The sequence below is a fragment of the Microcoleus sp. w2-18bC1 genome, assembly GCF_036700365.1.
In the GTDB taxonomy this organism is placed as follows: Bacteria; Cyanobacteriota; Cyanobacteriia; order Cyanobacteriales; family Microcoleaceae; genus Microcoleus.
The window spans coordinates 37,379-59,302 of the sequence record NZ_JAUBOS010000016.1; the positions used below are offsets into that span (position 1 = coordinate 37,379).

Below are 21,924 nucleotides of genomic sequence, written 5' to 3' on the forward strand. Positions count from 1 at the left end.
TAATGACTCTAAAAGCTGTTTTATTTGATTTTAATGGCGTGATTGTTAATGACGAGCCAATTCACGAGAAAATCATCGATCAATTGATGCTCGATGAAAATCTCCAGCTCAAACGTGGGGAGTTTCGAGAAATTTGTTTGGGAAGGAGCGATCGCGCTTGCATTACCGAACTACTCAAGCGCCGGGGACGATATCTAACAGAAACATATCTCGATCGACTGATGCAGCGCAAGGCAGAAGCTTACAAAGCTCAAATAGATACTTTGGAGAAACTGCCGATTTATCCCGGTTTGGCAGAATTTATTGATAAAATTCGGGTTGCCGGACTGAAAATGGCCGTTGTTAGCGGGGCAATGCGATCGGATATAGAATTGGTGTTAGATCGGGCCGGTTTGGCGGCAAACTTTGAGTTGATTGTCGCAGGGGATGACTTGACGGCGAGCAAACCAGCACCGGATTGCTATTTATTGGCTGTGGAACTTCTCAACCAGAAATATCCCGACTTTAACCTGCAACCGATCGAGTGTTTGGCGATAGAAGATACTTTTGCGGGGATTGAAGCGGCGAAAAAAGCGGGGATTCAGGTTGCGGGTGTGACTCACACTTACCCGTTTCACATGATCCAGCGCCAAGCTAATTGGACGGTGGACTATTTTGCTGATTTAGAGTTGGATAGAGTGGCGACACTTTGCTCGATCGCCCCCAATGAGCCGGCAGCAGAAAACACTTGACCTTTTTAGCAGTTACGTGCTAGTGTAAGTGACGGTCTGCGAACGTGAGAGCCAGCAAGACCTGTAAGCCTTTTAGATTCGGCAATCCGGCATCTAAAATGCTAAATTAAAACTCAATCAGGGGAATTAGCTCAGTTGGTAGAGCGCTGCGATCGCACCGCAGAGGCCAGCGGTTCGAGTCCGCTATTCTCCATAAATCAGGGGCATTTCTACAGGTGACGATCTCACTTCGCTTTGAGTTCAAAGCGAAGTGCGATCGTCACCTGCTTTGACACTTGCCTATTTTATGCGATCGACCCGGTTGCTGCCTAAGTTTTAGCATCAATAACCTGTGGAGAGCGAGAAACCCGCTTTCTATTTGGTGAAATGACCCCGTTGCTGCCTAACTCCTACCATCAATAAGATAATTTCTGTAAAGAAACCCGGTTTCTAATTTCACACTGATTGCTGAAAAGACGTATTTTGGTGTCTAAACGCGGTTTCAGAAAAGAATGCAACGGTAGGTAAACTCCAAAGGCTTATGTCATTAGTCAATCTTAAATCTAAAATGGTATCAGCCCAGTTTTTGCAGCAGTAGCCATCAATCCCCAGAAAAGTTTCTCTTTGTCAACAAATAATAACTTTTGTATCTAAAAATACAACAGTCTTCAGCAGCCAGTCTTAATATCAAGTCGCTATGTGTTATTATTCTCAATCATCTGACTCATCTATTCAAGAGTAACCAGAAAAAATGACAAAGCGATTCGATCGACGGAAATTTCTTTTATACGGTTCTGCTACCCTAACATCCAGTTTATTTCTAAAAGCTTGTAGAACTCCCACTCCAACAGGAACTCCCGCCGCTTCTCCCACATCAACAGGAACTACACCAGCAGCAGCCGGGGGCGGAAACACGATCAAAGTAGGAATTTTGCATTCCTTGAGCGGCACGATGTCAATCAGCGAAAAAAGCGTAGTCGATGCCGAACAATTAGCGATCGAAGAAATTAATAAAGCTGGTGGCGTCCTCGGAAAACAAATCGAAGCAGTAATAGAAGATGGCAACTCAGACTGGCCGACTTTTGCCGAAAAAGCCAAAAAATTGATCGACCAAGATAAAGTTGTCACCGTCTTCGGGTGCTGGACTTCCGCTAGTCGCAAAGCAGTATTGCCAGTATTTGAAGAAAAAAATCATATGCTCTGGTATCCCGTACAATACGAGGGTCAAGAGTGTTCCAAGAATATCTTTTATACTGGGGCGGCGCCGAACCAGCAAATCGAACCAGCAGTTGACTGGCTGCTAGAAAATAAAGGCAAAAAATTCTTCTTAGTCGGGTCGGACTACGTTTTCCCCCGCACGGCAAATACCATTATCAAGGCACAGCTAGCAGCCAAAGGCGGCGAATTAGTTGGAGAAGATTACATTCCTTTGGGCGGGACAGAAGTCACGCCAATTATTACTAAAATTAAGGCAGCTTTGCCAGACGGCGGCGTCATTTTCAATTCTCTCAACGGCGACAGCAACGTAGCATTCTTCAAACAGTTGCAGGGTGCAGGTTTGGGCCCGGACAAATATCCGTCAATGTCTGTCAGTATTGCGGAAGAAGAAGTAAAGGCGATCGGCGTAGAATATCTTAAAGGCCATTACGCCGCCTGGAATTACTTCATGACTGTAGAATCTCCGGCAAATACAAAATTTGTGGAAGCTTTCAAGGCAAAATACGGCAAAGATAGAGTGACCAATGACCCGATGGAAGCAGCTTATATCATGGTTTACCTGTGGAAGCAAGCTGTCGAGAAAGCAGGGACAGCCGACGATTTAGAAAAAGTGCGGGCTGCCGCTTTGGGTCAAACCTTTGACGCACCGGAGGGCAAAGTTACGATGGAAAACAACCACCACATCTCTAAATTTGTGCGCTTGGGCGAAGTGAGAGAAGACGGTTTGTTTAACATCGCTTATGCTACACCAGAAGCAGTGAAGCCGGTGCCTTGGAATCAATTTGTCGCTGAAACAAAAGGCTTTGCTTGCGATTGGTCAGACCCCGCAAAAGGTGGAAAATTCAAAGCTTGATAAGTAGGTAATACCAATTTTGTTAACGTTGGTAACGTATCCTCGATTCTCCTAGGGTATGTCTTTAAACCCGGAGATCCCCCCGGCCCCCCTTAATAAGGGGGGAGTAAGAGCATTCTTTCGTCAATCCCTACTCCCTTAATAAGGGCGAACTGGACTCTTCAAAGTCCCCCTTATTAAGGGGGATTTAGGGGGATCGAGACTCGGCTACAAGCGAAATATACAGAGGGTTTTAGTTCTAAGTTGACACCAATTGGATAAAATCCGCCCCTAATTATCCGCGAACAAAGTTGACGGACTTGATGCAGGAGTAACAAAAGTGGCGATATTAGATGGTTTATTTAACGGCATTAGCATCGGCGCTGTTTTACTAATTGCAGCCCTGGGATTAGCGATTATTTTCGGGCTGATGGGCGTGATTAATATGGCTCATGGCGAGTTGATGATGCTGGGGGCTTATACAACTTTCGTAGTGCAAAATGTCTTCAAAGGAATCGGAGGATTTGCTTTTGAAACCTATATTTTATTTGCAATTCCCCTAGCTTTTTTAGTAGCTGCATTAGTAGGATTAATTCTCGAACGCGGAGTGATTCGCTATCTTTACGGGCGACCGCTAGAAACTCTGCTGGCAACTTGGGGCGTAAGTTTAATTTTGCAGCAGTTTGTCCGCAGCGTTAGTTGGGTGATGGTAATTGGGATTGCGGTGTTTTGTTTGCTGTTTTTTGGCGGTTTGCGGGTGCTGAAATCTCGCATGGATTTCGATCGCATTCGCAGCCAAATTATTGCCCTAATTTTGCCTTTATCTTTGGGTATTTCCTGGGCGGTGAGCGCTTTTTTAGGGCAAACTTATAAACTGGCAGTAACTAAACCTTGGTTTGGCGCTCAAAATGTGGACGTAACTGCACCGCAATGGTTGCGGGGTGGCATACCGCTGGGCAATTTTCAGTTGCCCTACGCCAGAATTTTTATTATTGTGCTGACAGGAATTTGTTTGGCGGGAATTTACCTATTTTTGCAAAAGTCTGTGTGGGGATTGCGGATTAGATCCGTGACACAAAATCGCAGCATGAGTGCGTGTTTGGGAATTCCTACCGAACAAGTAGACGCGCTGACTTTTGCTTTGGGTTCGGGGTTGGCTGGTGTCGCTGGGTGTGCGATTAGTTTGATTGGTTCGGTAGGGTCAAATACCGGACAAAATTATATAGTCGATACCTTTATGGTGGTGGTTGTGGGCGGTGTAGGCAAGATTGTGGGGAGTGTCGTTGCTGCGATGGCGATCGGCACTGCGAATTACCTGATCGGTTCGGGAACCTTAGCATTAATGTTCGCTCCTATCAAGCCTTTAGCCGACTTCTTCACATTTTTCGCCACAACCAGCATGGCAAAAGTAATGGTATTCGCCTTAATTATGGCTTTTCTGCAAGTGAAGCCGGGAGGGATTTTCCCGCAAAAAGGGCGGACGGTAGAAAATTAAAAATTACAACTCCGAGTGTAGCGAAAAATGCAGAAAACACATCAAAAACCCTGGCTAAAAGAAGCGGCAATTGTCAGCGCGATCGCCCTCACATTCATCTTACTCCTCCCAGGAATACTCCCAGACGTTCGGCTCAATCAATTAGGGCGATTTTTAGCACTAGCAATTGCCGCCCTCGGCATAGACTTAATTTGGGGATACACGGGTTTACTTAGTTTAGGGCATGGGGTGTTTTTTGCGATCGGCGGTTACGCTTTCGCCATGCACCTAAAACTGCAAATTCCCTCAACCGCCAGCAGTCAATTGCCAGAATTTATGAACCTCTACGGCGTTACCGAACTCCCCTGGTTTTGGCAACCATTTTATTCATGTCCTTTTTCAGCATTAGCAGTAGTTCTCATCCCCGCTATCTTGGGCGCACTTTTAGGTTATTTAGTATTCCGCAATCGAATTCGAGGCGTTTACTTTTCAATTCTTACCCAAGCAGCAACCATTGTATTTTTCAACTTCTTTAACGGTCAGCAAAAACTGATTAACGGCACCAACGGACTCACAGACTTTAAAACCTTGTTCGGGGCCACAGTAAATGACCGAGATACTCAATATATTTTCTACATTCTCACCATACTCTTTCTAGCAGCAACTTACGCCCTGTGTCGATGGCTAACCAGCGGGCGTTTCGGTCGCCTGTTAGTAGCAATTCGCGACGACGAAGTGCGCCTGCGTTTCTCAGGTTACAATCCCACAGGCTACAAAGTTTTAGTCTTTGCAATTTCCGCCGGTTTAGCCGGGATTGCAGGCGCATTATTTACCGTACAAACCGGAATCATTTCGCCAAAAGCAATGGATATTGCCTTTTCAATTGAAATGGTAATCTGGGTTGCAGTGGGAGGTCGCGCCACATTATCTGGAGCAATATTGGGAACACTGCTAGTCAACTTTGGCAAAAGTTTCTTAAGCGAACAATTTCCCGAAGTGTGGCTATTTTTCCAAGGCGCGCTATTTTTAATAGTAGTAACAGTCCTGCCCGACGGCATAGTCGGATGGCTGCAAGATCAGAGTTTCGACCAAATCCGCAGCTTGTTCAGAAAACCGAAGTACGTATCTACTTACCCCAGCCTGGAACAAGACCCCCAAGTGCAGCTCGAAAAAGAAGAACTTGAACATTGAGTGCCAAAATATCGTGTAATTTATAAGTAGGCTGACATAAATAAATTTCACCTACAACAGACAAACAAAGCAATCGCAATAGACTTGACAAACGCTGCGTTTATATCTGTCTGAGGAAACGTAATATATATGTACCTACTTAGATATTCGTAGCAAGTAGCTTCGTTCTTTAACTTGAGGGGCAACATATGGCAGATATTATTGACTACAAAATCTACGGCGACGATTTGCAACTCATCGAGATTGAACTTGACCCCAAAGAAGGCGTCAGGGCTGAAGCTGGAACCATGACATACATGGAAGGCGACATCCAAATGCAAACATCCACAGGCGGCGGCTTATTTCAAGGTTTCAAACGAATGCTCACAGGAGCGGGTTTTTTCATTACCACCTTTGTCAACGCCGGAAATCGCAAGGCCCGCGTCGCTTTTGCCGCCCCCTATCCGGGTAAAGTAATTCCCCTAGATTTAGCCCAACTTGGTGGTAAATTTTTGTGTCAAAAAGACTCATTTCTCTGTGCGGCCAACGGCATTGAAATTGAGGTAGCTTTCACGAAGCGACTCGGTGCGGGTTTCTTTGGCGGAGAAGGTTTTATTCTGCAAAAATTGCAGGGTGACGGGCTAGCTTTTGTTCATGCGGGAGGAACAATAGTTGAGAAAAATTTGGGAGTTGGCGAAGTGTTGCGAGTAGACACCGGGTGTTTAGTAGCTTTTGCAGCGAGTGTAGATTACGATATTCAGTTTGTTGGCGGGTTTAAAAATGCTTTATTTGGAGGTGAAGGCTTGTTTTTGGCAAAGATGACTGGGCCTGGTAAAGTATATGTGCAAAGTTTGCCACTCTCGAAGTTAGCTGAACGCATTTTAGCAGCCGCTCCACCTCCAATGTCGAGCAGTTCTAGCAGTTTTAGTTTACAGTAAACTGCCAGCAAAAAGTAGTAAGGATGGTGTCAGCAAAGGGAAAAAATCTCCTTGATAAGGGAGGATATTTGCCTTCGTAACCTACAAGAGGTATGCGTTGTTTCTTATTAGTGAGTGAATAGTTAATTATGAATGGAAAAGTATTAGAAATAGAAAACTTGACTGTGAGTTTTGATGGTTTTAAAGCTATCAACGGTTTAAATTTCAGCATGGATGCGGGCGAACTGCGAGTTATCATTGGGCCCAATGGTGCGGGGAAAACGACTTTTCTCGATTCAATTACCGGGAAGGTGCAGCCGACAGACGGCAGGGTATTATTTAAGGGACAAAATTTACGCAAGTTGTCGGAAGATAGGATTTCGCGCTTGGGAATTGGCCGCAAGTTTCAGACGCCGCGAGTTTACTTGAATTTAACGCCACGCGAAAATTTGGAATTGTCTTGCAGCCGCCATAAAAATGTTTTTTCGACTTTGTTCAAGCCTGCTTCGGCTGCTGAAAAACGCACGGTTGCGGGTTTGTTAGAAACAATTGGTTTAGTTGCTAAAGCTGATATTTCGGCGGGTTTGCTTTCTCACGGGGAAAAGCAATGGTTGGAAATTGGAATGTTGGTGGCTCAATCTCCTGATTTGTTGTTGGTAGATGAACCTGTGGCGGGTTTGACGGATGAGGAAACGATGTTAACTGGAGAGTTGCTAATTTCGCTCGCCGAAAGTCATTCGGTGTTGGTAATTGAACACGATATGGAGTTTGTGCGGCAAATTGCGCGGCAGGTGACGGTGTTGCATCAGGGTGCGGTTTTGTGTGAGGGAACTATGGATGAGGTGCAAAATGACGATCGGGTAATTGAGGTATATTTGGGCAAACCAGAAGAGTAAGAAGTCATTAGTCATTAGTCATTAGTCATTAGTCATTAGTCATTAGTCATTAGTCATTAGTCATGGGTCATTACTCATTTGTTAGTTGACTGTTTCCGATTACCGATTGCCAATTACCAATTATTCATTACCAATCCAAAGAATATGCTACAAGTTTCTAATTTGAATGTTTACTACGGCGAAAGTCACATTTTGCGCGATGTCGATTTAAGCGTCAGGGCGGGGCAAATGGTTTGCTTGATCGGCCGCAATGGTGTGGGCAAAACTACGATGCTAAAAACGATTATGGGGTTGCTGCAACCGCGAAGTGGCACTATTGCTTTTGGCGGAGAATCTATTGCTTCTAAGTTGACTCACCAGCGGGCTAGATTAGGCATTGGTTATGTGCCTCAAGGGCGTGAAATTATTCCACGTTTGACGGTAAAAGAAAATTTATTGTTAGGTTTGGAAGCGAAACTAACCAAAATCAAAAATCCTGAAGTTCCTGATGAAATTTTTGATTTATTTCCTGTTTTGAAAACTATGCTCGATCGCCTGGGAGGTGATTTGAGCGGGGGACAGCAGCAGCAGTTAGCTATTGCTAGGGCTTTGATGGGTGAGCCGCAGTTGCTGGTTTTGGATGAGCCTACGGAAGGGATTCAACCATCGATTATTTTAGATATTGAAGCGGCTGTGCGCCGTGTGGTTGCGACTAGGGGAATTTCTGTTTTGTTGGTGGAGCAACATTTGCATTTTGTGCGACAAGCTGACTGGTATTATGCTATGCAAAAAGGCGGAATTGTGGCTTCTGGAAGCACTAGCGAGTTAAGTGATGAGGTGATTCAGAGGTTTTTGGCTGTTTGATTCAGAAGGAAGTTCGGCAACTGATTCTGTAACGGATGTAACGGATGGAAGGGAGAAGGAAGAAGGAAGAGGGAAACGAGGCAGAGCCTCTAGATATTTATTCCCAGGCAGAGCCTGGGAACAAGGAATCAAAAAACTTGTATTCAGTCCGCGCACCATCCGGGCTTTGTTTGAGAAGAAGCGATTTCAAGCGCTCAAAAAACGAGGTATATTCCTTCTTCCTTCTTCCTTCTTCCTTCTGCTATATTATTGATTTTTCCTGCCGTCGGGCATTGTGGTGCCGGCCATACTTGCTCGATCGATACTAGCGCCATCTATATTAGCATTGCGGAGGTTGGCATCGGAAAGATTGGCATCTCTCAAGTCGGAAAATCGCAAGTCTGCACCGTCTAGATTTGTCTTGGTCAAGTTGGCTTTTCTGAGGTTAGCGTTGCTGATTCTCGCTCCTACTAATTCGGCTCCGCTTAAGTTTGTGCGAGCTAGATTGGTGTTGACAAAATCTGATATCTCGAAGCGACTACCGCTGAGGTTGGCATCTGATAAATCTGCTCCTGTAAGGATGGGATTTTTTAAGTTAATGTTAACTAATTTTACGGCTCGGAGGTCGCAGCGCGAGCAGCTTTGAGTTAGCAGCAGCATTTCGACATTGGCGTTGATTTGGTCGATTTGTTGCTGGGAGAAATTTTCGGCAAATTCTGGGGAGACATAGCCGAGGTTTTTGGGGTCGGCTGGTTTTGGTTGGGGTGTTTGTATTGGGGGTGTTTGGATTTGTTGGGGTGTTTGGATTTGTTGGGGTGTTTGTGGTTGGGGTGTTGGGATTGGTTGGGGTGTTGGGATTGATTGGGGTGTTGGGATTGGTTGGGGTGTTGGGATTGGTTGGGGTGTTTCTATTTGCCCGATCGCACTTAGTTGCAGCCCCACCTTCGGCAAATCGAGAGTTGCTGCAAAAATTACTAGGGCGATCGACATGATTGTGAGTTTTTTCATAAATCTATAACTTTTTGTTTGCAAAAATACCATTTATATGGTATGATACCTCGAAAAGTGAACCCCCTACATTTCGCTAAATAGATCAAAATTCAGATAAAAAACTTCGGAACCATCAGGTGCGCGAATTAACTTTTCTATTACCGGAGGCAGTTGCTGTTGACGGTACAATTCGGGAATCTCGCAGAAGCTTTCTTCGGTAATTTCCAAAATTTTTGGCATATCAGGAAGGGGAATCCCCAACCGATCGCTTTTATTTAAGGTACAAATAATCAGGTATTTGCACTCAGCCATGCTCGGACTGCTGGGAAATATTTTGGATAAATTAATTATGGTAATCAGTTCTTCTTGATGCCGCAGTAAACTATTACCGTTAGGTAAAGTGCCGTAGGCATTAAAGTTTTTAACAATGCGCTCCACTCGTTCAATAGGAACAGCATAGTAAATATTTCCAAGTTCAAAGGAAACAAATTTTTTAGGGGCAATTCTAACAGTGGCTTGTTTCTTGCTCCGAAAGCGGCGATTGTAGTTGGCGTGAGTCATTCGATTTTAGATTTTAGATTTTAGATTTTAGATTGAGGATTATTTGATTTTAGATTGAGGATTATTTGATTTTAGATTGAAGATTATTGATTTTAGATCAACTACTCCCTTGGGATCTGAATTAGTCATCTCTCTCTTCCCTTTCTCTGTATCCTCTGCGTCCTCTGCGGTTAAATCATTCCGATACAACCGGAATAGATATTAGATTTTAAATTGAAGATTATTGGATTTTAGTAGGTGATTCGGCTGCGTAGCTTCGCACTATAATTCGCGGGTGGAATTATTTTTTGCCTAAGTTTTGTTTGAGATTAGGGATTATTTGATGGGAAATTTGAGATTGTGGATTAAATTATTGAGTGGTGGATTAATTTGGGGATAGCTTGTAAAAGTTGGGCTTCGCTGTAAGGTTTGGTGAAGTATTGATTTGCGCCTAATTCCATTGCCATTTGCCGATGTTTTGCCCCGCTACGGGATGTCAGCATGGCTACAGGAATCTTAGCAAACCGCTCAGTCGATCTGATCGATCGCAACAATTCAAATCCATCCATCCGGGGCATTTCAATATCCACGATCGCCAAACTGCAATCAAGACCATTTTGCAACTTTTCCAGGGCATCCACACCGTCTTTAGCCTGTACCACCCGGTAGCGAGCACGAGTCAGCGTCATAGACAGCAACTGGCGAATTGTATAGGAATCATCCACTACCAAAATCTGCGGTGACTGACTCGAACTCGCCGGCGTCTCCTGCACTTTACCGGAGACAGCGGCGATCGAACTATTTACCACAGGTTGACCCACCAAATCATCCACATCCAGAATATTCACCACGCGCCCGTCCCCCAAAATCGTAGTCCCCAAAACGCCGCGAGGCTTGGATAGAGGCGGTGGCAAAGGTTTAACCACAATTTCCTGCTGACCGATCAGCCGTTCCACGGCCACGGCCAGCATTCCTTCGGTAGAAGCCAAAACCAGGACAGGAATTTCGTCTAGGCTTAAAGGGTCAGGAGAGGGGGCATCCGGCCCGACGACGCTGTATTCGAGCAAATCTTGCATTCTCACCAAACGAATAAATTCCTCCCGCCACCACAGCATCGGCTGATTGCCTGCGATGTGAACTTCCGAGGCTTTAATGTGCAGAATTTCTTCGACTGCATCCAGTGGCACTGCTATTTTATTGTGATCGGTCTTGACCATCAAAGCATCAGTAATCGACAGCAGCAGTGGCAGTTTAATGATAAAACTCGTACCTTTTCCCAGGCGAGAGTCTACCTTCACAGTCCCCCGCACAGTCCGCAAATTTGTTCGCACCACGTCGAGTCCGACTCCCCGCCCCGAAAGGTCGCTGACCCCTTCTGTAGTGCTGAAACCCGGCCAAAACAGAAAATCGTAGAGTTCGGCAATGGAAAATTCTTGAGCTTGTTCCTCCGTAGCCAAACCCTTTGTTACAACTTTACGGCGAATCATTTCCGGGTCAATGCCTTTGCCGTCATCGGCGACAGTAATAATAGTTTGGCCGCCTTGGTGGCGGGCTTCTATTTCAATTTGACCGCTGGCCGGCTTGCCGCTTGCTTTCCGAACTTCGGGCATTTCGATGCCGTGGTCGAAAGCGTTTCTCACTAAGTGTATTAAGGGGTCGCGCAAAGCGTCGAGCAAACTTTCGTCAATTTTGGTATCTCTTCCCACTAGCAGCAGGTTGACATCTTTATCGTATGTGAGGCACATCTCCCGCAGAGCTCTGGGCAAGTGATCGACGGCGCGACTGAAACTCACGACTCGCAACTGCATGACGCGACTGCGTAGTTGTTCGGTAATGCGGCGCAGTTGGTCGGTACTGCGCTCGAATTTCATGGCTAAGGTGTCTAATTTGGTGGCGGAGTGAGAAATTGCTTGGGCAGTTTCGATGACTTCGGCGGCTGTCGAGTGGAACTCTGTATAACGATCCATCTCTAAGATATCGAAGTGAGCATGAACCGGAGAGGATTTGCCGTTAGCAATCATGGGCAATTCTGGTTCTGCTGCTGCAAGTTTTACCAATCCAGAGTTCCCGTTTCCCCCTCTCCACTCTGCAAAGCTCAGTCTGTCGTATTCTTCTCGCAACTGACCGCCGAATTGGTTCAAATCTACGATATTGCGGCGGATGCGCTTGACTTCGCCGCGCAGTTCGGATTCTTGAAGTTCTAAATTTGTACGGTTGATGACTAATTCCCCGACTAGATTCACCAATTCAGTTAAGCGTTCTAAGTCTACCCGGATTGTCGGCCTTTGCGGGTTGGCGACTGGGAGAGTCGGAGAGGGGGGGACAGTTGGGGATGGGGATGGGGAGATTTCCGGGGGAGTCGGGAAGTCGGGGAGTCGGGGGGAGTCGGGGGGAGTCGGGGAGGGGGAGATTTCCGGGGGAGTCGGGGAGTCGGGGGGAGTCGGGGAGGGGGAGATTTCGGGGATGTCGATCGCCCTTCCTTCCAATATTTGTTGGCGTGCGGTTTGCAAGTTTTGGGCGATCGCCCAACCCTCGGATTGCAACCGTTGTAGAGTCAAGTCAGGAGAGTCGATCAAAGCGCTGAGGGCTGCAGCGACTTTCGCAAAATCCGGCAATTGCAGCATTCCAGCCAAACCGGAGAGTTGGTAGTAAACCTGCTTGAGGGCGGTGACGCTTGTTGCCAAATCTGCCTCGGAAGCTTGGGAAAGCTCGGTTTCTAGGCGATTGAAGAGTGCCGGCACTTGCTGTTCAAAAATCAGTTTCAGGGTGTCGGGGGCGGGCGATTGGCTGGCTGCGGGGACTGGCGACTGTTCTGACTTGCCGTACTTGGCCTGGAACTGATCGAAAATTTGGGCGATCGCCTCCAAGTTTTCCGTTTGATCCGGAGTTGTGACATCGGAGTGTTGAACTGATTCGATCGTAATCTTTTTGAGAGCATCCACCCCTTGCAGCAAAACACTCACAGTAGTCGGTTCCAGGGCTGACAAGTCTGTGCGATCGCGCAAAATGACAAAACAGTCCTCCAGCGTGTGAGCCGCCGCCGATACGTTTTGAAAGCCCAACATCGAACCCGCACCTTTAATCGAGTGAGCCGCCCGAAACATTTCTTTAACTGCCGCTTGTCGCTCTTTCAAACCCGCAGCTTCCATCGCCAGCAGATTCGTCTCCATTGACTGGAGAAACTCTTCGCATTCTGCGGTAAAAGCATCTATTAATTCGTTTAAATCGTCATCATTCATATTAGTTTGTTGTCTGTTGTCTGTTGACAGTTAACTGTTGTCTGTTGACAGTTAACTGTTGTTTGTTGTCTGTTGGCAGTTTATATATAATATGTGCCGTTATTTAACTGTAATTGTTGTCAGGGTTGGTTCACGATTATCTATAAATTCGCATTCAGGATATTTGTCAACCCGCCCCGACAACGATAGTTATTAGTGATTCGTATAACTGTCAACTGTCAACTGTCAACTGTCAACTGTTAACAGTCAACTGAACTAACTACGGAAATTCGCCACCGACTTTTGCAATTGGCCCAGAGAACCAGACAGCTCGTCCAAAGATGCTTTGACATCAGCACCTTTTTGTGCAGTCGTATTAGCAATCTCGTTGACTTGCTGCATACTGTTAGCAATTCCCTCAGCCGAAACGGTTTGCTTGGCAGATGCGCTAGTAATATTCTGCACCAAAGCATTCATTTCTCGACTAACTTCGATGATGGCATTGAGGTGAGTTTTAGCTTCGCTTGCCAGCTTAGTGCCTTCCACTACCTCCAGCGTCCCCGATTCCATTGCCTTCATCACGCGACTGATTTCTTCTTGAATTGTACCGACAATTTCGGAGATTTCCTCAGTAGCGCCGGCGGATCTTTCTGCTAATTTCCGCACTTCTTCGGCAACAACTGCAAAGCCTAAACCTTGTTCGCCGGCTCGCGCCGCCTCAATAGTAGCATTCAGAGCTAATAAATTAGTTTGCGAAGCAAGTTGAGAAATCGAAGTCACAATTTTGCCAATTTGCTGCGAAGATTCGCCCAAACGCTTCATCATTTTCGAGGTAGAGGCGATCGTCAACCGAAGCCCGTTAATACCTTCAACAGCTCGATCGACCGCCATACCGCCGACTTCAGCCGTTTGAGAAGACTGCTGGGCGACTGTTTCGGCGCGCACCGAAACATCTCGCACGTCGCGGATCGAATTCACAATCCGCTCGATTTCGCGCATGATGGCAGATATTTTTGCTGCTTGAATTTCCGCCTGTTGGGTGAGTTGACTGGTATTGTTAATTGACTCGTCGGTGGCCGATGTTACCTGTTCGGCTAAAGTTTGAATTCCCGTTACCACTTTTCGCAGAGAACCGATTAAGAAGTTGAAAGAGTCGGCGACAGCACCTAAAACGTCGTTAGTCACTTCCGCCCTGACTGTCAAGTCGCCTTGAGCCGCGCCTTTAATTTCTCCCAACAATTTAAGGACTTGTTGCGTCAGAGAATCAGCTTCAGCTTTACGTTCTGCTGCCAATTTTCCTAGTCGTTCTTCTGCTTCTTTGCGCTCGGTGATGTCAAAGCGAATGGCGATATATTTGACTATTTTGCCACTGGTATCAAAAATGGGGGAGATCGTCGAATCTACCCAGTAAAACGAGCCATCTTTGCGTCGGTTTTTGATTTCCCCTTGCCACACCAAACCACGAGAAAGTGTCGCCCACATTTCTTCAAAAAATGATTGGGGATGGTAGCCGGAATTGACGAGGCGGTGGTTGCGGTGCAGGAGTTCTCCCATACTGTAACCGGAGATTTCAATGAATCTGTCGTTGACGTAAGTAATCATGCCTTGAACATCAGTTTCGCTGACGATCGCCGATTCGTCTAGGGCATTTTGCCGAGTTTTGAGTTCTTGCAGCAAGCGTTCCTGTGCCTCTGCCAACTGCTGCATTTGCTGCTGGGATGCTCTTTGTTCGGTGACGTTGCGGCAAACGACTACGCCGCCTTTAAGCGCCCCCGTTTCGTCTTTGAGCGGCCGACCGTTAATTTTCACCCACAGGCCCTCTGGCTTGCCTGCGTGGCGGGTGAAAAGGTCTACGTCGTCAACGGCTTCTCCTCGAACCGTGCGCGCTAAAGGTATGTCGGCTGGGGGAAAGGGAGTTACCGTATCGGGCAAGAATAAACCGTATCTTGCCGACCATTCGTTGAGAATAGCATCTGTCGCACCCATGCCAAACATATCTTCGGCGGCGGGGTTGAACAAAACAAAATTGCCTTTTTCGTCGGCAGCAATTATGCCGTCGCCAATGCTGTCTATTAGCAGTTGCAAGAGATTGCTTTGCTGGCGAAATTGGTCTTCGGAACTGGCTAATTGGGCAGTTGTTTTTTCCAGTTGCACCATCGCCTGTTTGCTTTCGGTAACGTCGCGAGCGACTGCATACATGAGCTGTTGTTCGGTTTCCGGTCGCACTTTCCACGACAGCCACCTGTAGGAACCGTCTTTGCAGCGGTAGCGATTTTCATAAGACTTTAATTCGGCGCCGCTGGCTACTTTTTCCGCTTGTTCTCGGGTTGATTCGCGATCGTCTGGATGGACTAAATCGATATAATAGTTGTCTTCAAGTTCATGCGCCTTATAGCCGAGCGTGTTTTCCCAAGAGGGATTGATGCGCTTGAATTTGCCTTCAAAACTTATAATACAAATCAAGTCTAGGGAAAGGGTAAAAAATCGATCGCGCTCTTCTTCTGCTTTTTTGCGATCGGTAATTTCGATCGCCACAGCCCCGATACCGATGGGTTTGCCGTCAGGGCCGGGCAAAGGAAAGTATGACGCCAGCCAATCTCGCAGGACGCCCGGTTCGTTGAAGAATGATCCCGATACCTCAACGTTTAACAACGGTTGGTTGGTGGCGAGAATCTGCTGCAACATCGGCACTTGGGTATCGCTCATTTCGGGTATAACTTCCCTCACCGTCTTACCGAAGTGTTCGGCAACTGAGACGCCGGTGGTTGCCGCTAATTTCTCGTTGACTTGCACGAAGCGCAACTGCTCGTCAAAAATACACATTGAGGTGGGGGCGGCTGTGAAAAATGCGTCAAAGCGGGTTTGACGCAAAACTAATTCTCGTTCTAGGGCTTTGCGATCAGTGATGTCGCGGCCTTCTGGAATTAGCATCAAGACTTTGCCACTGTCGTCTGTGATGGGTTTGATGGAGAAGTCAACGGTCGCTACTGCACCGTTGGCAACTAGCACATCCACTTCGTAACGGACTACCTCGCCGGCGGCGGCAGAGACGATCGCTTCTCGTATCTGTTGCTTGGTTTGTGGGGAAATCTGCCACCACAGGGTTTCGGAAAACGGAGTGCCTATTATTTCTTCGCTCTGCAAGCCTGCTGCGGCCAAGGCTGTTTGGTTGGCTTCCAAAACGGTGCCGTCCGGTTTTAGCAGACCTATGAATTGGAAAGATTGGTCAAAAATGGCTCGGAATAGTCTTTCGCGATCGCGCAGCATCTCTTCTGCACGTTTGCGATCGCTGATGTCGCGAGTAACTGTTGCCAACCCGATAGGCTCGCCGGTTTCTGGGTTTTTGACGGTAAATATGGTGAAGTCAACCGGAATGTTTTCGCCAGTTTGAAAGTTCCTCAAGCGGAATTCACCCTGCCAAAAACCGTCTCGCACAGTAGGCGGCAGGATTTCTTCTTGGAAAAACTTAACATCTTCTGCACAGAAGAACTCATAAACACTTTTATTTTTGACTTCTTCAATATTTGGCAATCCTACTAATTCCATTCCAGCGGGATTCAGGTATGTTGCCTCTCCATCCAGGGTTGCCGTGCCGATAAAATCCGAGCTGCTTTCTACGATGGAAATCAATCTTTGTTTTTCAATTTCGGCTTGCTTTCGACCCGTAATGTCGTTGTTAGTTTCTAAAATGGCTTTGGGTTTACCCTTTTCGTCCCGCTGCAAATTCCAGCGACTAAATACGGTAATTTTGGTATCATGATTTGTGGTGTGAATTACTTCTCCTTCCCAATAATCTTGATCTTCTAACTGTGCCGAAATTGCTGTTAGAGGCTGGGGAAAAATGGTGTGCAATAGAGTATGGGTGACTTTTCCCAAGGCTGCTTTTTTTGTCCAGCCGTACATCCGTTCGGCTCCCTGACTCCAATAATTAATCGTGCCGTCTATATCGCGAACGATCAAGGCGTCGCTGGCAAGGTCGAGCATTTGCAAGTTCTGCTGCAATACTTCTTCTGCGCGCTTACGTTCTGTAATGTTGCGGGCGATCGTTGAGAGAAATTCAACTTCTGAATTCTCGGATTTGTGGGCAATAATTACTTGAGAAACTGGTATTTCTTCGCCGTCTAAACTCTGCCAAACTGTCTCGCCACTCCACGCCCCGTCCCGGCAAGCTGCGGGGATGCCGACGTTCACAATAGTGTCGATACTTTTGGGGGATGTCAGGTCAGAAATGTTGATTCGGGTTAAATCTGCGTCAGAGCCAACTCCCAACATTTCTCTGGCGGCGCGGTTGAGATAAATGGTGCGCTGTTGGGTGTCGGCTATGCCTACCCAGTCTGTTGTGGTTTCTAAAATTGCTTTGAACCGCAAGAGTTCTTGTTCAGATTTCCGGCGCTGTGTGATGTCGCGCGCGAAGCCGAGCATTCCTAAAATGTTGCCTTCTGCATCTTTGAGGGGCAATTTCTGGGTGTCGAAGGTGTGTACTTTGCCGTCGGCTAAGGTGCCTAAGTCGTTGGAACCGGGCGCGAGGTGCTTGTCTGCCCGGAAGTTTTGGATTTGGTTTTGGGAATCGGTTTCGGCGTGGAAGTTGGCGAAGATTTGATCGACCGATATGCCGATTTCTGCGTCGTCTTTGCCAATAATTTCTGCTTGAGTTTTGCCGAAGGCGGCGGCGAAACCTGCATTGACTAGGGTATAGCGCGAGTTTCTATCTTTGACAAAGATGCAGTCTGGCGTAGCGTCAATGACTGTCCGCAGCAAGCTTTGGGAGCTTTGTGCTTCTGCGAGTGTGTGCCGCAGTTGTTCTTCCATTTGCACGCGCTTGGTGATATCTCTCATCGCGGAAACGAGAAATTTCCTGCCGTCGGTATCTACAAAAATAGATTTTTTGGCGGAGAGAAAGCGGGTGTTTCCTGCTGGATCTTGGATGGTTTTTTGGACTTCAGTGCTGGTATTTGTCAAGAAAACTAATTCGTCTTTTTCTCGATATTTCTCTGCTTCCTCTTTGGGCAAAAACTGGTCGTAGCATTTCCCAATTAGTTCTTCTCTGCTGTGACCTATATATTGACAAAAGGCATCATTTAATGTTATCCAGCGGTGCTGTTGGTCTTTGACGTAAAGCGGGTCGGGGATGCTGTTGAGGATGTTGTTTAAGAATTGTTCTGAGGCTTTTAATTGCTCTTGAGCTGCGGTGCGATCGAGAATTTCCTGTTCCAATTGTGCGTTAGTTTGCAGTATCTGCTCGGTTCTTTCATTCACTCGCTGCTCTAGTTCTGCGCTTAGCTGCTGCAAGGCGGCTTCGGCTTGTTTACGCTTGGTAATCTCCCGGCCTTCTGCGAGTATTTGAAATACTTCTCCTGTTGCATTTAACAGCGGCTTAAACGACAAGTCAATTACTGTTACCTGGTTGTTAGCTCCGGTGATTTCGTATTCTTCCCGGACAAAATTCCCGACCGAAACTTGTTGAATGTTCGTTTTTAGGCGCTGCTGGTTAGTTGGGGATGATGCCCAGCCTGGTGTCAGCCAAAATTTCATGCCCAGCACTTCTGATGCTGGGAAATCGCCCAATTTTAGCGCTGTCTGATTGGCTTCGAGCAGAGTACCGTCTGCATCCAATAATGCGATCGCTTGAAAAGCTTGGTCGAAGATTGCGTGAAATCGCTGGGTAGTTTCGCTCAGCGCTTGTTCTGTTTCTTTTTTAGCGTTAAGGATACGGGTGGAACCTACTAAGAAGCCGTAGCGGTTGGACAAACTCAAAAAAGCGATCGCCGCAATGACAGTGATCCAATCAAACACAGTTTGCACCACCGGAGAGTGCGGCAGTCCTAGGTATTCGGCGGCGTGGCCGCTGTGGCCGAAAGCGCAAGTCCAAAATATGCCTGCTGTGACTGTGGCGAAGATGTCGAACCCGAATTGACGGTTTCGCCACAAACTTAAGCTAATTAGCCAAGCGATGGCAAAGTAACATCCAGAAATAATGACATTAGCCGCCCCAGATACCAGCGATGGGGACAAGTCAGGCAATGTCAGGGTGAAAGTTGTTGCGAGCCAAGTATAGAGAAGTTTCATCATAAGATTAAGGATTGGCAAATCGGATGCGGGCGATCGTTAGTTAAATTTATAGATGCAAAGCCGTTGCAGACTTATGTGTATGGCGGATTTTTACCAGCGTTCGGAATGGGCGATCGCTTCTACATCGACAATCATTAGCAAGCGTCCTTCGGAATTGTACAGACCTTTTAAGAATGGAGCTAGGTCGGGACTGACATCTAGTGCTGAGACAATGCGATCGGGATTGAGAGGTAAAACTCCTTCGACGCGGGAGACGGCTAATCCCAGGCGCATTTTCGACAACAATCTCACGTCTCGTGGATCGGGCGCTTCTACCACTAAGATGCGGCTGTTTGGGTGGTAGGTGTCAACAGACTCAATACCGACAAACAGTCCAAAGTCTGCTGCTGCTAAGATTTCGCCCCGCAAGTTGGTTAATCCCAGCAAAAATGGCTGGGTATTGGGAACCAGGGAAATGGGTTGTTCCTTGAGTGAAAGGACTTCCCGCACTGCATCTAATTCTATGCCGAACAGACTGCCTCCTTGACCGAACAAGAGAAATTGCTTTGTTGCACTTGTCTGATTCCCCCCAGCGGGGGGAGCCGTTATTTTCATGGCTTATTTTTAGTTTATAGTGTAGCTTACCAATTAGAGTTTTGCGACCCTAAAGCCGATCGCCCATCAAATTTTTCACCATCAGTTTGGGTGGCTCAAATGTACCCGTTAAATAAATCACGGTGGCGTAAAATAAGCAGGTTTTTATCATTAAACATAAACTTTTATGTGGTTCAAAAACCCTGTCTATTAAAAAAACGGGGTTTATCTGTATAATGTTTTTTGGGAAGCGGTCGATGAATTTATATTTTGTTTACGCCGAAAGCAGACGCTGCACTATGTGGACGAGTTGCTGAGGTTCAAAGGGTTTGCTGACGTAAGCATCGGCCCCTAAATCAGTTCCCCAAGCTTTATCGATCTCTGTGTTTTTATGAGTACAAAATACTACGGGCAATTTGGCAGTTGTGCGATCGCCCCGCAATTCTCTGATCACTTCAAACCCATTCATTCGTGGCATCACTACATCTAAAACGACCAAAGCCGGAGGAGTTTTGCGGATCATGGCGATCGCTTCTTCGCCGTCACCTGCCCGCATCACATCCAATCCGGCATCTTGAAGAATGCGACAGATGATTTCTAGTTCGCTCTTTACGTCGTCCACTACTAAAATTTTTGACATAATTCCACACTTCCTTGCTGTTACTGACAGCGGACTACGTTTATTCAGAAGCTGGCGCCACCGGCGGCGATGGGACTATACCGCTTTGCGGACAAATTAATGTACTTCTAAATACAATATAGCCGATCGTATGGCTGAAGGTTAGCTGTAAGCGATAAAAAGCGATAAAAATTTACTTTGCTAACGGAATAGCTCTGAATAAATTAATCGGCAATTAGTAATTAATTTTTGGTGATTCGCTGTGTTGAAACCAACAACTCTTAGTAGAAGGAGCGCTTGGGGTACTGAAGCGATATTTTCTACGTATATTTTTGAAATTTGTTCCCAACTATCTAGTTAATTTTATTGCCTAAATAATGCTAGCTAATTGATTTAATTAGTGCCAATAACGGTCACTCAAAAGTAGCTATGACGGGGGAAGTTATGGCAGTGAGAGAAACTTTGTTCACTTAATATACAGCGCTATATTTCTGAGCTAGCGCTATTTTGTAATTAATAATACAAGCTTAATTTTAGGAGGGTAACAATGACATTTAAAGAATTTTATTGTCTGTGCTTTATAATTTGGAGGCAAAATAAATTGACCGCGCGATAGTCCCATTTGACCCAGTAGAGGAGTGTTGAGTTCACCAAAACTACTGCCAGCAGGCGATATCAATCCTTGAGCTTGATTGTGAACCCCGCCGAAAAGACTGCGGAAAGATGCGGTCAATCGATTTTAGATTTTAGATTTTAGATTTTAGATTTGAAGAAAGTGCTCGCGCTGATAAATCTGGGGGCCGGTGATGAGCAGTCGGAGCTTTTTCCTCGCTTCACGGATGAATCCGGGAGCCCCGGACGACATTGCTTGATTGTCAAATTAGTCGGCGAGGGAGAGACGGCGATCGGCTATAATAAAGGGCTAGAGGAAAAGAACACCGAAAACCCGAAAATATGGTTGCCATCCAAAGAAATCTCAACATTGCCGCCCTAGAATCAGAATACAGTCAAAAAACACCGCGAGACATTCTCAAATTTGCCCTAGAAAATTTTGACAATATCTCCATTTCTTTCAGCGGGGCTGAAGATGTAGTTCTGATCGATATTGCCTCAAAAATTACCAAAAATTTCCGCGTTTTCACCCTAGACACCGGACGATTGCACTCGGAAACTTATCAGTTTTTGGATCAAGTCAGAAAACATTACGGCATTAAATTAGAAGTAATGTTTCCCGATGCAGCCGAAGTACAAGCCCTAGTAGAAGAAAAGGGATTGTTTAGTTTTTATCAAGACGGTCACAAAGAATGCTGTGGCGTCCGGAAAGTCAAGCCGCTGCGCCGCAAATTGAATACTCTTGATGCTTGGATTACCGGTCAGCGGAAAGACCAAAGTCCCAGTACCCGCAACGGTATTCCGGTTATTGAAGTTGACACTGCATTCTCAACTCCTGACCATGAATTAATTAAATTCAACCCCTTAGCAAACTGGTCTTCGGCAGAGGTTTGGGAATACATTCGCGCTTTGGATGTGCCTTACAACAAGTTGCACGAACGCGGTTTTGTAAGTATTGGTTGCGAACCTTGTACAAAGCCGGTATTGCCGAACCAACACGAACGCGAAGGTCGCTGGTGGTGGGAAGAAGCGACCGTAAAAGAGTGCGGTTTGCACGCAGGTAACGCCCAAAAATAGTAAATCACTTAGTGGGGTGCACCTAGCGCACCCTACTATTTGTTTGGTGCGCCTAGCGCACCCTACCCAAGAATAAATGCACTTCACAACATAAATAGTAGCGGAAGAATTCGCAATTAAAATAAACAAAAGTTACGCTGAGCTTGCCCTTGAACTTTGATAAAATAATCGATAGTCAGAATAAATA

Annotated in this window: 14 protein-coding genes and 1 tRNA gene; 9 read left to right on the forward strand and 6 right to left on the reverse strand. The window is 46.3% G+C overall.

Going from position 1 to position 21,924, the window contains the following annotated elements; genetic code table 11:
* The first annotated feature begins 2 nt into the window (after positions 1-2).
* The 8 genes from QT979_RS11845 (at position 3) to urtE (ending at position 8,060) form a co-directional block, all read left to right on the forward strand.
* A complete protein-coding gene (locus QT979_RS11845; RefSeq protein WP_333211314.1) occupies positions 3-731 on the forward strand; it encodes an HAD family phosphatase in 729 nt (242 codons plus the stop codon).
* A 120-nt stretch (positions 732-851) separates the two neighbouring features.
* Positions 852-924, forward strand: a tRNA-Ala gene (locus tag QT979_RS11850).
* Positions 925-1,461: 537 nt separating this feature from the next.
* Positions 1,462-2,781: an urea ABC transporter substrate-binding protein gene (gene urtA, locus QT979_RS11855; RefSeq protein WP_333211312.1), complete on the forward strand. Its 1,320-nt coding sequence runs from the start codon at positions 1,462-1,464 to the stop codon at positions 2,779-2,781.
* A gap of 319 nt (positions 2,782-3,100) precedes the next feature.
* Positions 3,101-4,255 (forward strand): ABC transporter permease subunit, encoded by a 1,155-nt coding sequence (locus tag QT979_RS11860; RefSeq protein ID WP_333211309.1) that lies wholly within the window; start codon positions 3,101-3,103, stop codon positions 4,253-4,255.
* Positions 4,256-4,282: 27 nt separating this feature from the next.
* Positions 4,283-5,425, forward strand: coding sequence for an urea ABC transporter permease subunit UrtC (urtC, locus tag QT979_RS11865; RefSeq protein ID WP_333310079.1), 1,143 nt, complete (start codon positions 4,283-4,285; stop codon positions 5,423-5,425).
* 188 nt (positions 5,426-5,613) lie between these two features.
* Positions 5,614-6,342, forward strand: coding sequence for a TIGR00266 family protein (locus tag QT979_RS11870; protein ID WP_333211304.1), 729 nt, complete (start codon positions 5,614-5,616; stop codon positions 6,340-6,342).
* A gap of 128 nt (positions 6,343-6,470) precedes the next feature.
* Entirely contained in the window at positions 6,471-7,217 is a 747-nt protein-coding gene (gene urtD / locus QT979_RS11875) for an urea ABC transporter ATP-binding protein UrtD (RefSeq protein ID WP_333310082.1), read from the forward strand.
* Between the two features lie 144 nt (positions 7,218-7,361).
* Positions 7,362-8,060: an urea ABC transporter ATP-binding subunit UrtE gene (gene urtE, locus QT979_RS11880; RefSeq protein ID WP_333310085.1), complete on the forward strand. Its 699-nt coding sequence runs from the start codon at positions 7,362-7,364 to the stop codon at positions 8,058-8,060.
* A gap of 246 nt (positions 8,061-8,306) precedes the next feature.
* Here the strand turns inward: urtE and QT979_RS11885 are convergent, their stop codons facing one another.
* The 6 genes from QT979_RS11885 to QT979_RS11910 form a co-directional block, all read right to left on the reverse strand.
* A complete protein-coding gene (locus QT979_RS11885; protein WP_333310088.1) occupies positions 8,307-9,047 on the reverse strand; it encodes a pentapeptide repeat-containing protein in 741 nt (246 codons plus the stop codon).
* Positions 9,048-9,113: 66 nt separating this feature from the next.
* Complete coding sequence (locus QT979_RS11890) at positions 9,114-9,590, reverse strand: chemotaxis protein CheW (RefSeq protein WP_333310091.1); 477 nt, start codon at positions 9,588-9,590, stop codon at positions 9,114-9,116.
* A gap of 344 nt (positions 9,591-9,934) precedes the next feature.
* On the reverse strand, positions 9,935-12,808 hold the full coding sequence (locus QT979_RS11895) for a hybrid sensor histidine kinase/response regulator (RefSeq protein ID WP_333310093.1): 2,874 nt from the start codon (positions 12,806-12,808) through the stop codon (positions 9,935-9,937).
* Between the two features lie 255 nt (positions 12,809-13,063).
* Positions 13,064-18,856, reverse strand: a complete 5,793-nt coding sequence (locus QT979_RS11900; protein ID WP_333310095.1) for a PAS domain S-box protein — start codon at positions 18,854-18,856, stop codon at positions 13,064-13,066.
* Between the two features lie 90 nt (positions 18,857-18,946).
* On the reverse strand, positions 18,947-19,450 hold the full coding sequence (locus tag QT979_RS11905; RefSeq protein ID WP_333080154.1) for a chemotaxis protein CheW: 504 nt from the start codon (positions 19,448-19,450) through the stop codon (positions 18,947-18,949).
* Between the two features lie 253 nt (positions 19,451-19,703).
* Positions 19,704-20,069 carry a response regulator gene (locus tag QT979_RS11910; protein WP_333211293.1) on the reverse strand — a complete coding sequence of 122 codons (366 nt, stop codon included), beginning with the start codon at positions 20,067-20,069 and terminating at the stop codon, positions 19,704-19,706.
* 933 nt (positions 20,070-21,002) lie between these two features.
* Between QT979_RS11910 and QT979_RS11915 the strand changes: the two genes are divergently transcribed.
* On the forward strand, positions 21,003-21,737 hold the full coding sequence (locus tag QT979_RS11915) for a phosphoadenylyl-sulfate reductase (protein ID WP_333211291.1): 735 nt from the start codon (positions 21,003-21,005) through the stop codon (positions 21,735-21,737).
* The last annotated feature ends 187 nt before the right edge of the window (positions 21,738-21,924 follow it).

What these genes read in the sequence shown, in the direction of transcription:
- QT979_RS11845 (WP_333211314.1), top strand. Translation starts at nt 3, where the DNA reads ATGACTCTAAAAGCTGTTTTATTTGATTTTAATGGCGTGATTGTTAAT.
- urtA (WP_333211312.1), top strand. Translation starts at nt 1,462, where the DNA reads ATGACAAAGCGATTCGATCGACGGAAATTTCTTTTATACGGTTCTGCT.
- urtC (WP_333310079.1), top strand. Translation starts at nt 4,283, where the DNA reads ATGCAGAAAACACATCAAAAACCCTGGCTAAAAGAAGCGGCAATTGTC.
- QT979_RS11870 (WP_333211304.1), top strand. Translation starts at nt 5,614, where the DNA reads ATGGCAGATATTATTGACTACAAAATCTACGGCGACGATTTGCAACTC.
- urtD (WP_333310082.1), top strand. Translation starts at nt 6,471, where the DNA reads ATGAATGGAAAAGTATTAGAAATAGAAAACTTGACTGTGAGTTTTGAT.
- urtE (WP_333310085.1), top strand. Translation starts at nt 7,362, where the DNA reads ATGCTACAAGTTTCTAATTTGAATGTTTACTACGGCGAAAGTCACATT.
- QT979_RS11885 (WP_333310088.1), bottom strand. Translation starts at nt 9,047, where the DNA reads ATGAAAAAACTCACAATCATGTCGATCGCCCTAGTAATTTTTGCAGCA.
- QT979_RS11890 (WP_333310091.1), bottom strand. Translation starts at nt 9,590, where the DNA reads ATGACTCACGCCAACTACAATCGCCGCTTTCGGAGCAAGAAACAAGCC.
- QT979_RS11895 (WP_333310093.1), bottom strand. Translation starts at nt 12,808, where the DNA reads ATGAATGATGACGATTTAAACGAATTAATAGATGCTTTTACCGCAGAA.
- QT979_RS11900 (WP_333310095.1), bottom strand. Translation starts at nt 18,856, where the DNA reads ATGATGAAACTTCTCTATACTTGGCTCGCAACAACTTTCACCCTGACA.
- QT979_RS11905 (WP_333080154.1), bottom strand. Translation starts at nt 19,450, where the DNA reads ATGAAAATAACGGCTCCCCCCGCTGGGGGGAATCAGACAAGTGCAACA.
- QT979_RS11910 (WP_333211293.1), bottom strand. Translation starts at nt 20,069, where the DNA reads ATGTCAAAAATTTTAGTAGTGGACGACGTAAAGAGCGAACTAGAAATC.
- QT979_RS11915 (WP_333211291.1), top strand. Translation starts at nt 21,003, where the DNA reads ATGGTTGCCATCCAAAGAAATCTCAACATTGCCGCCCTAGAATCAGAA.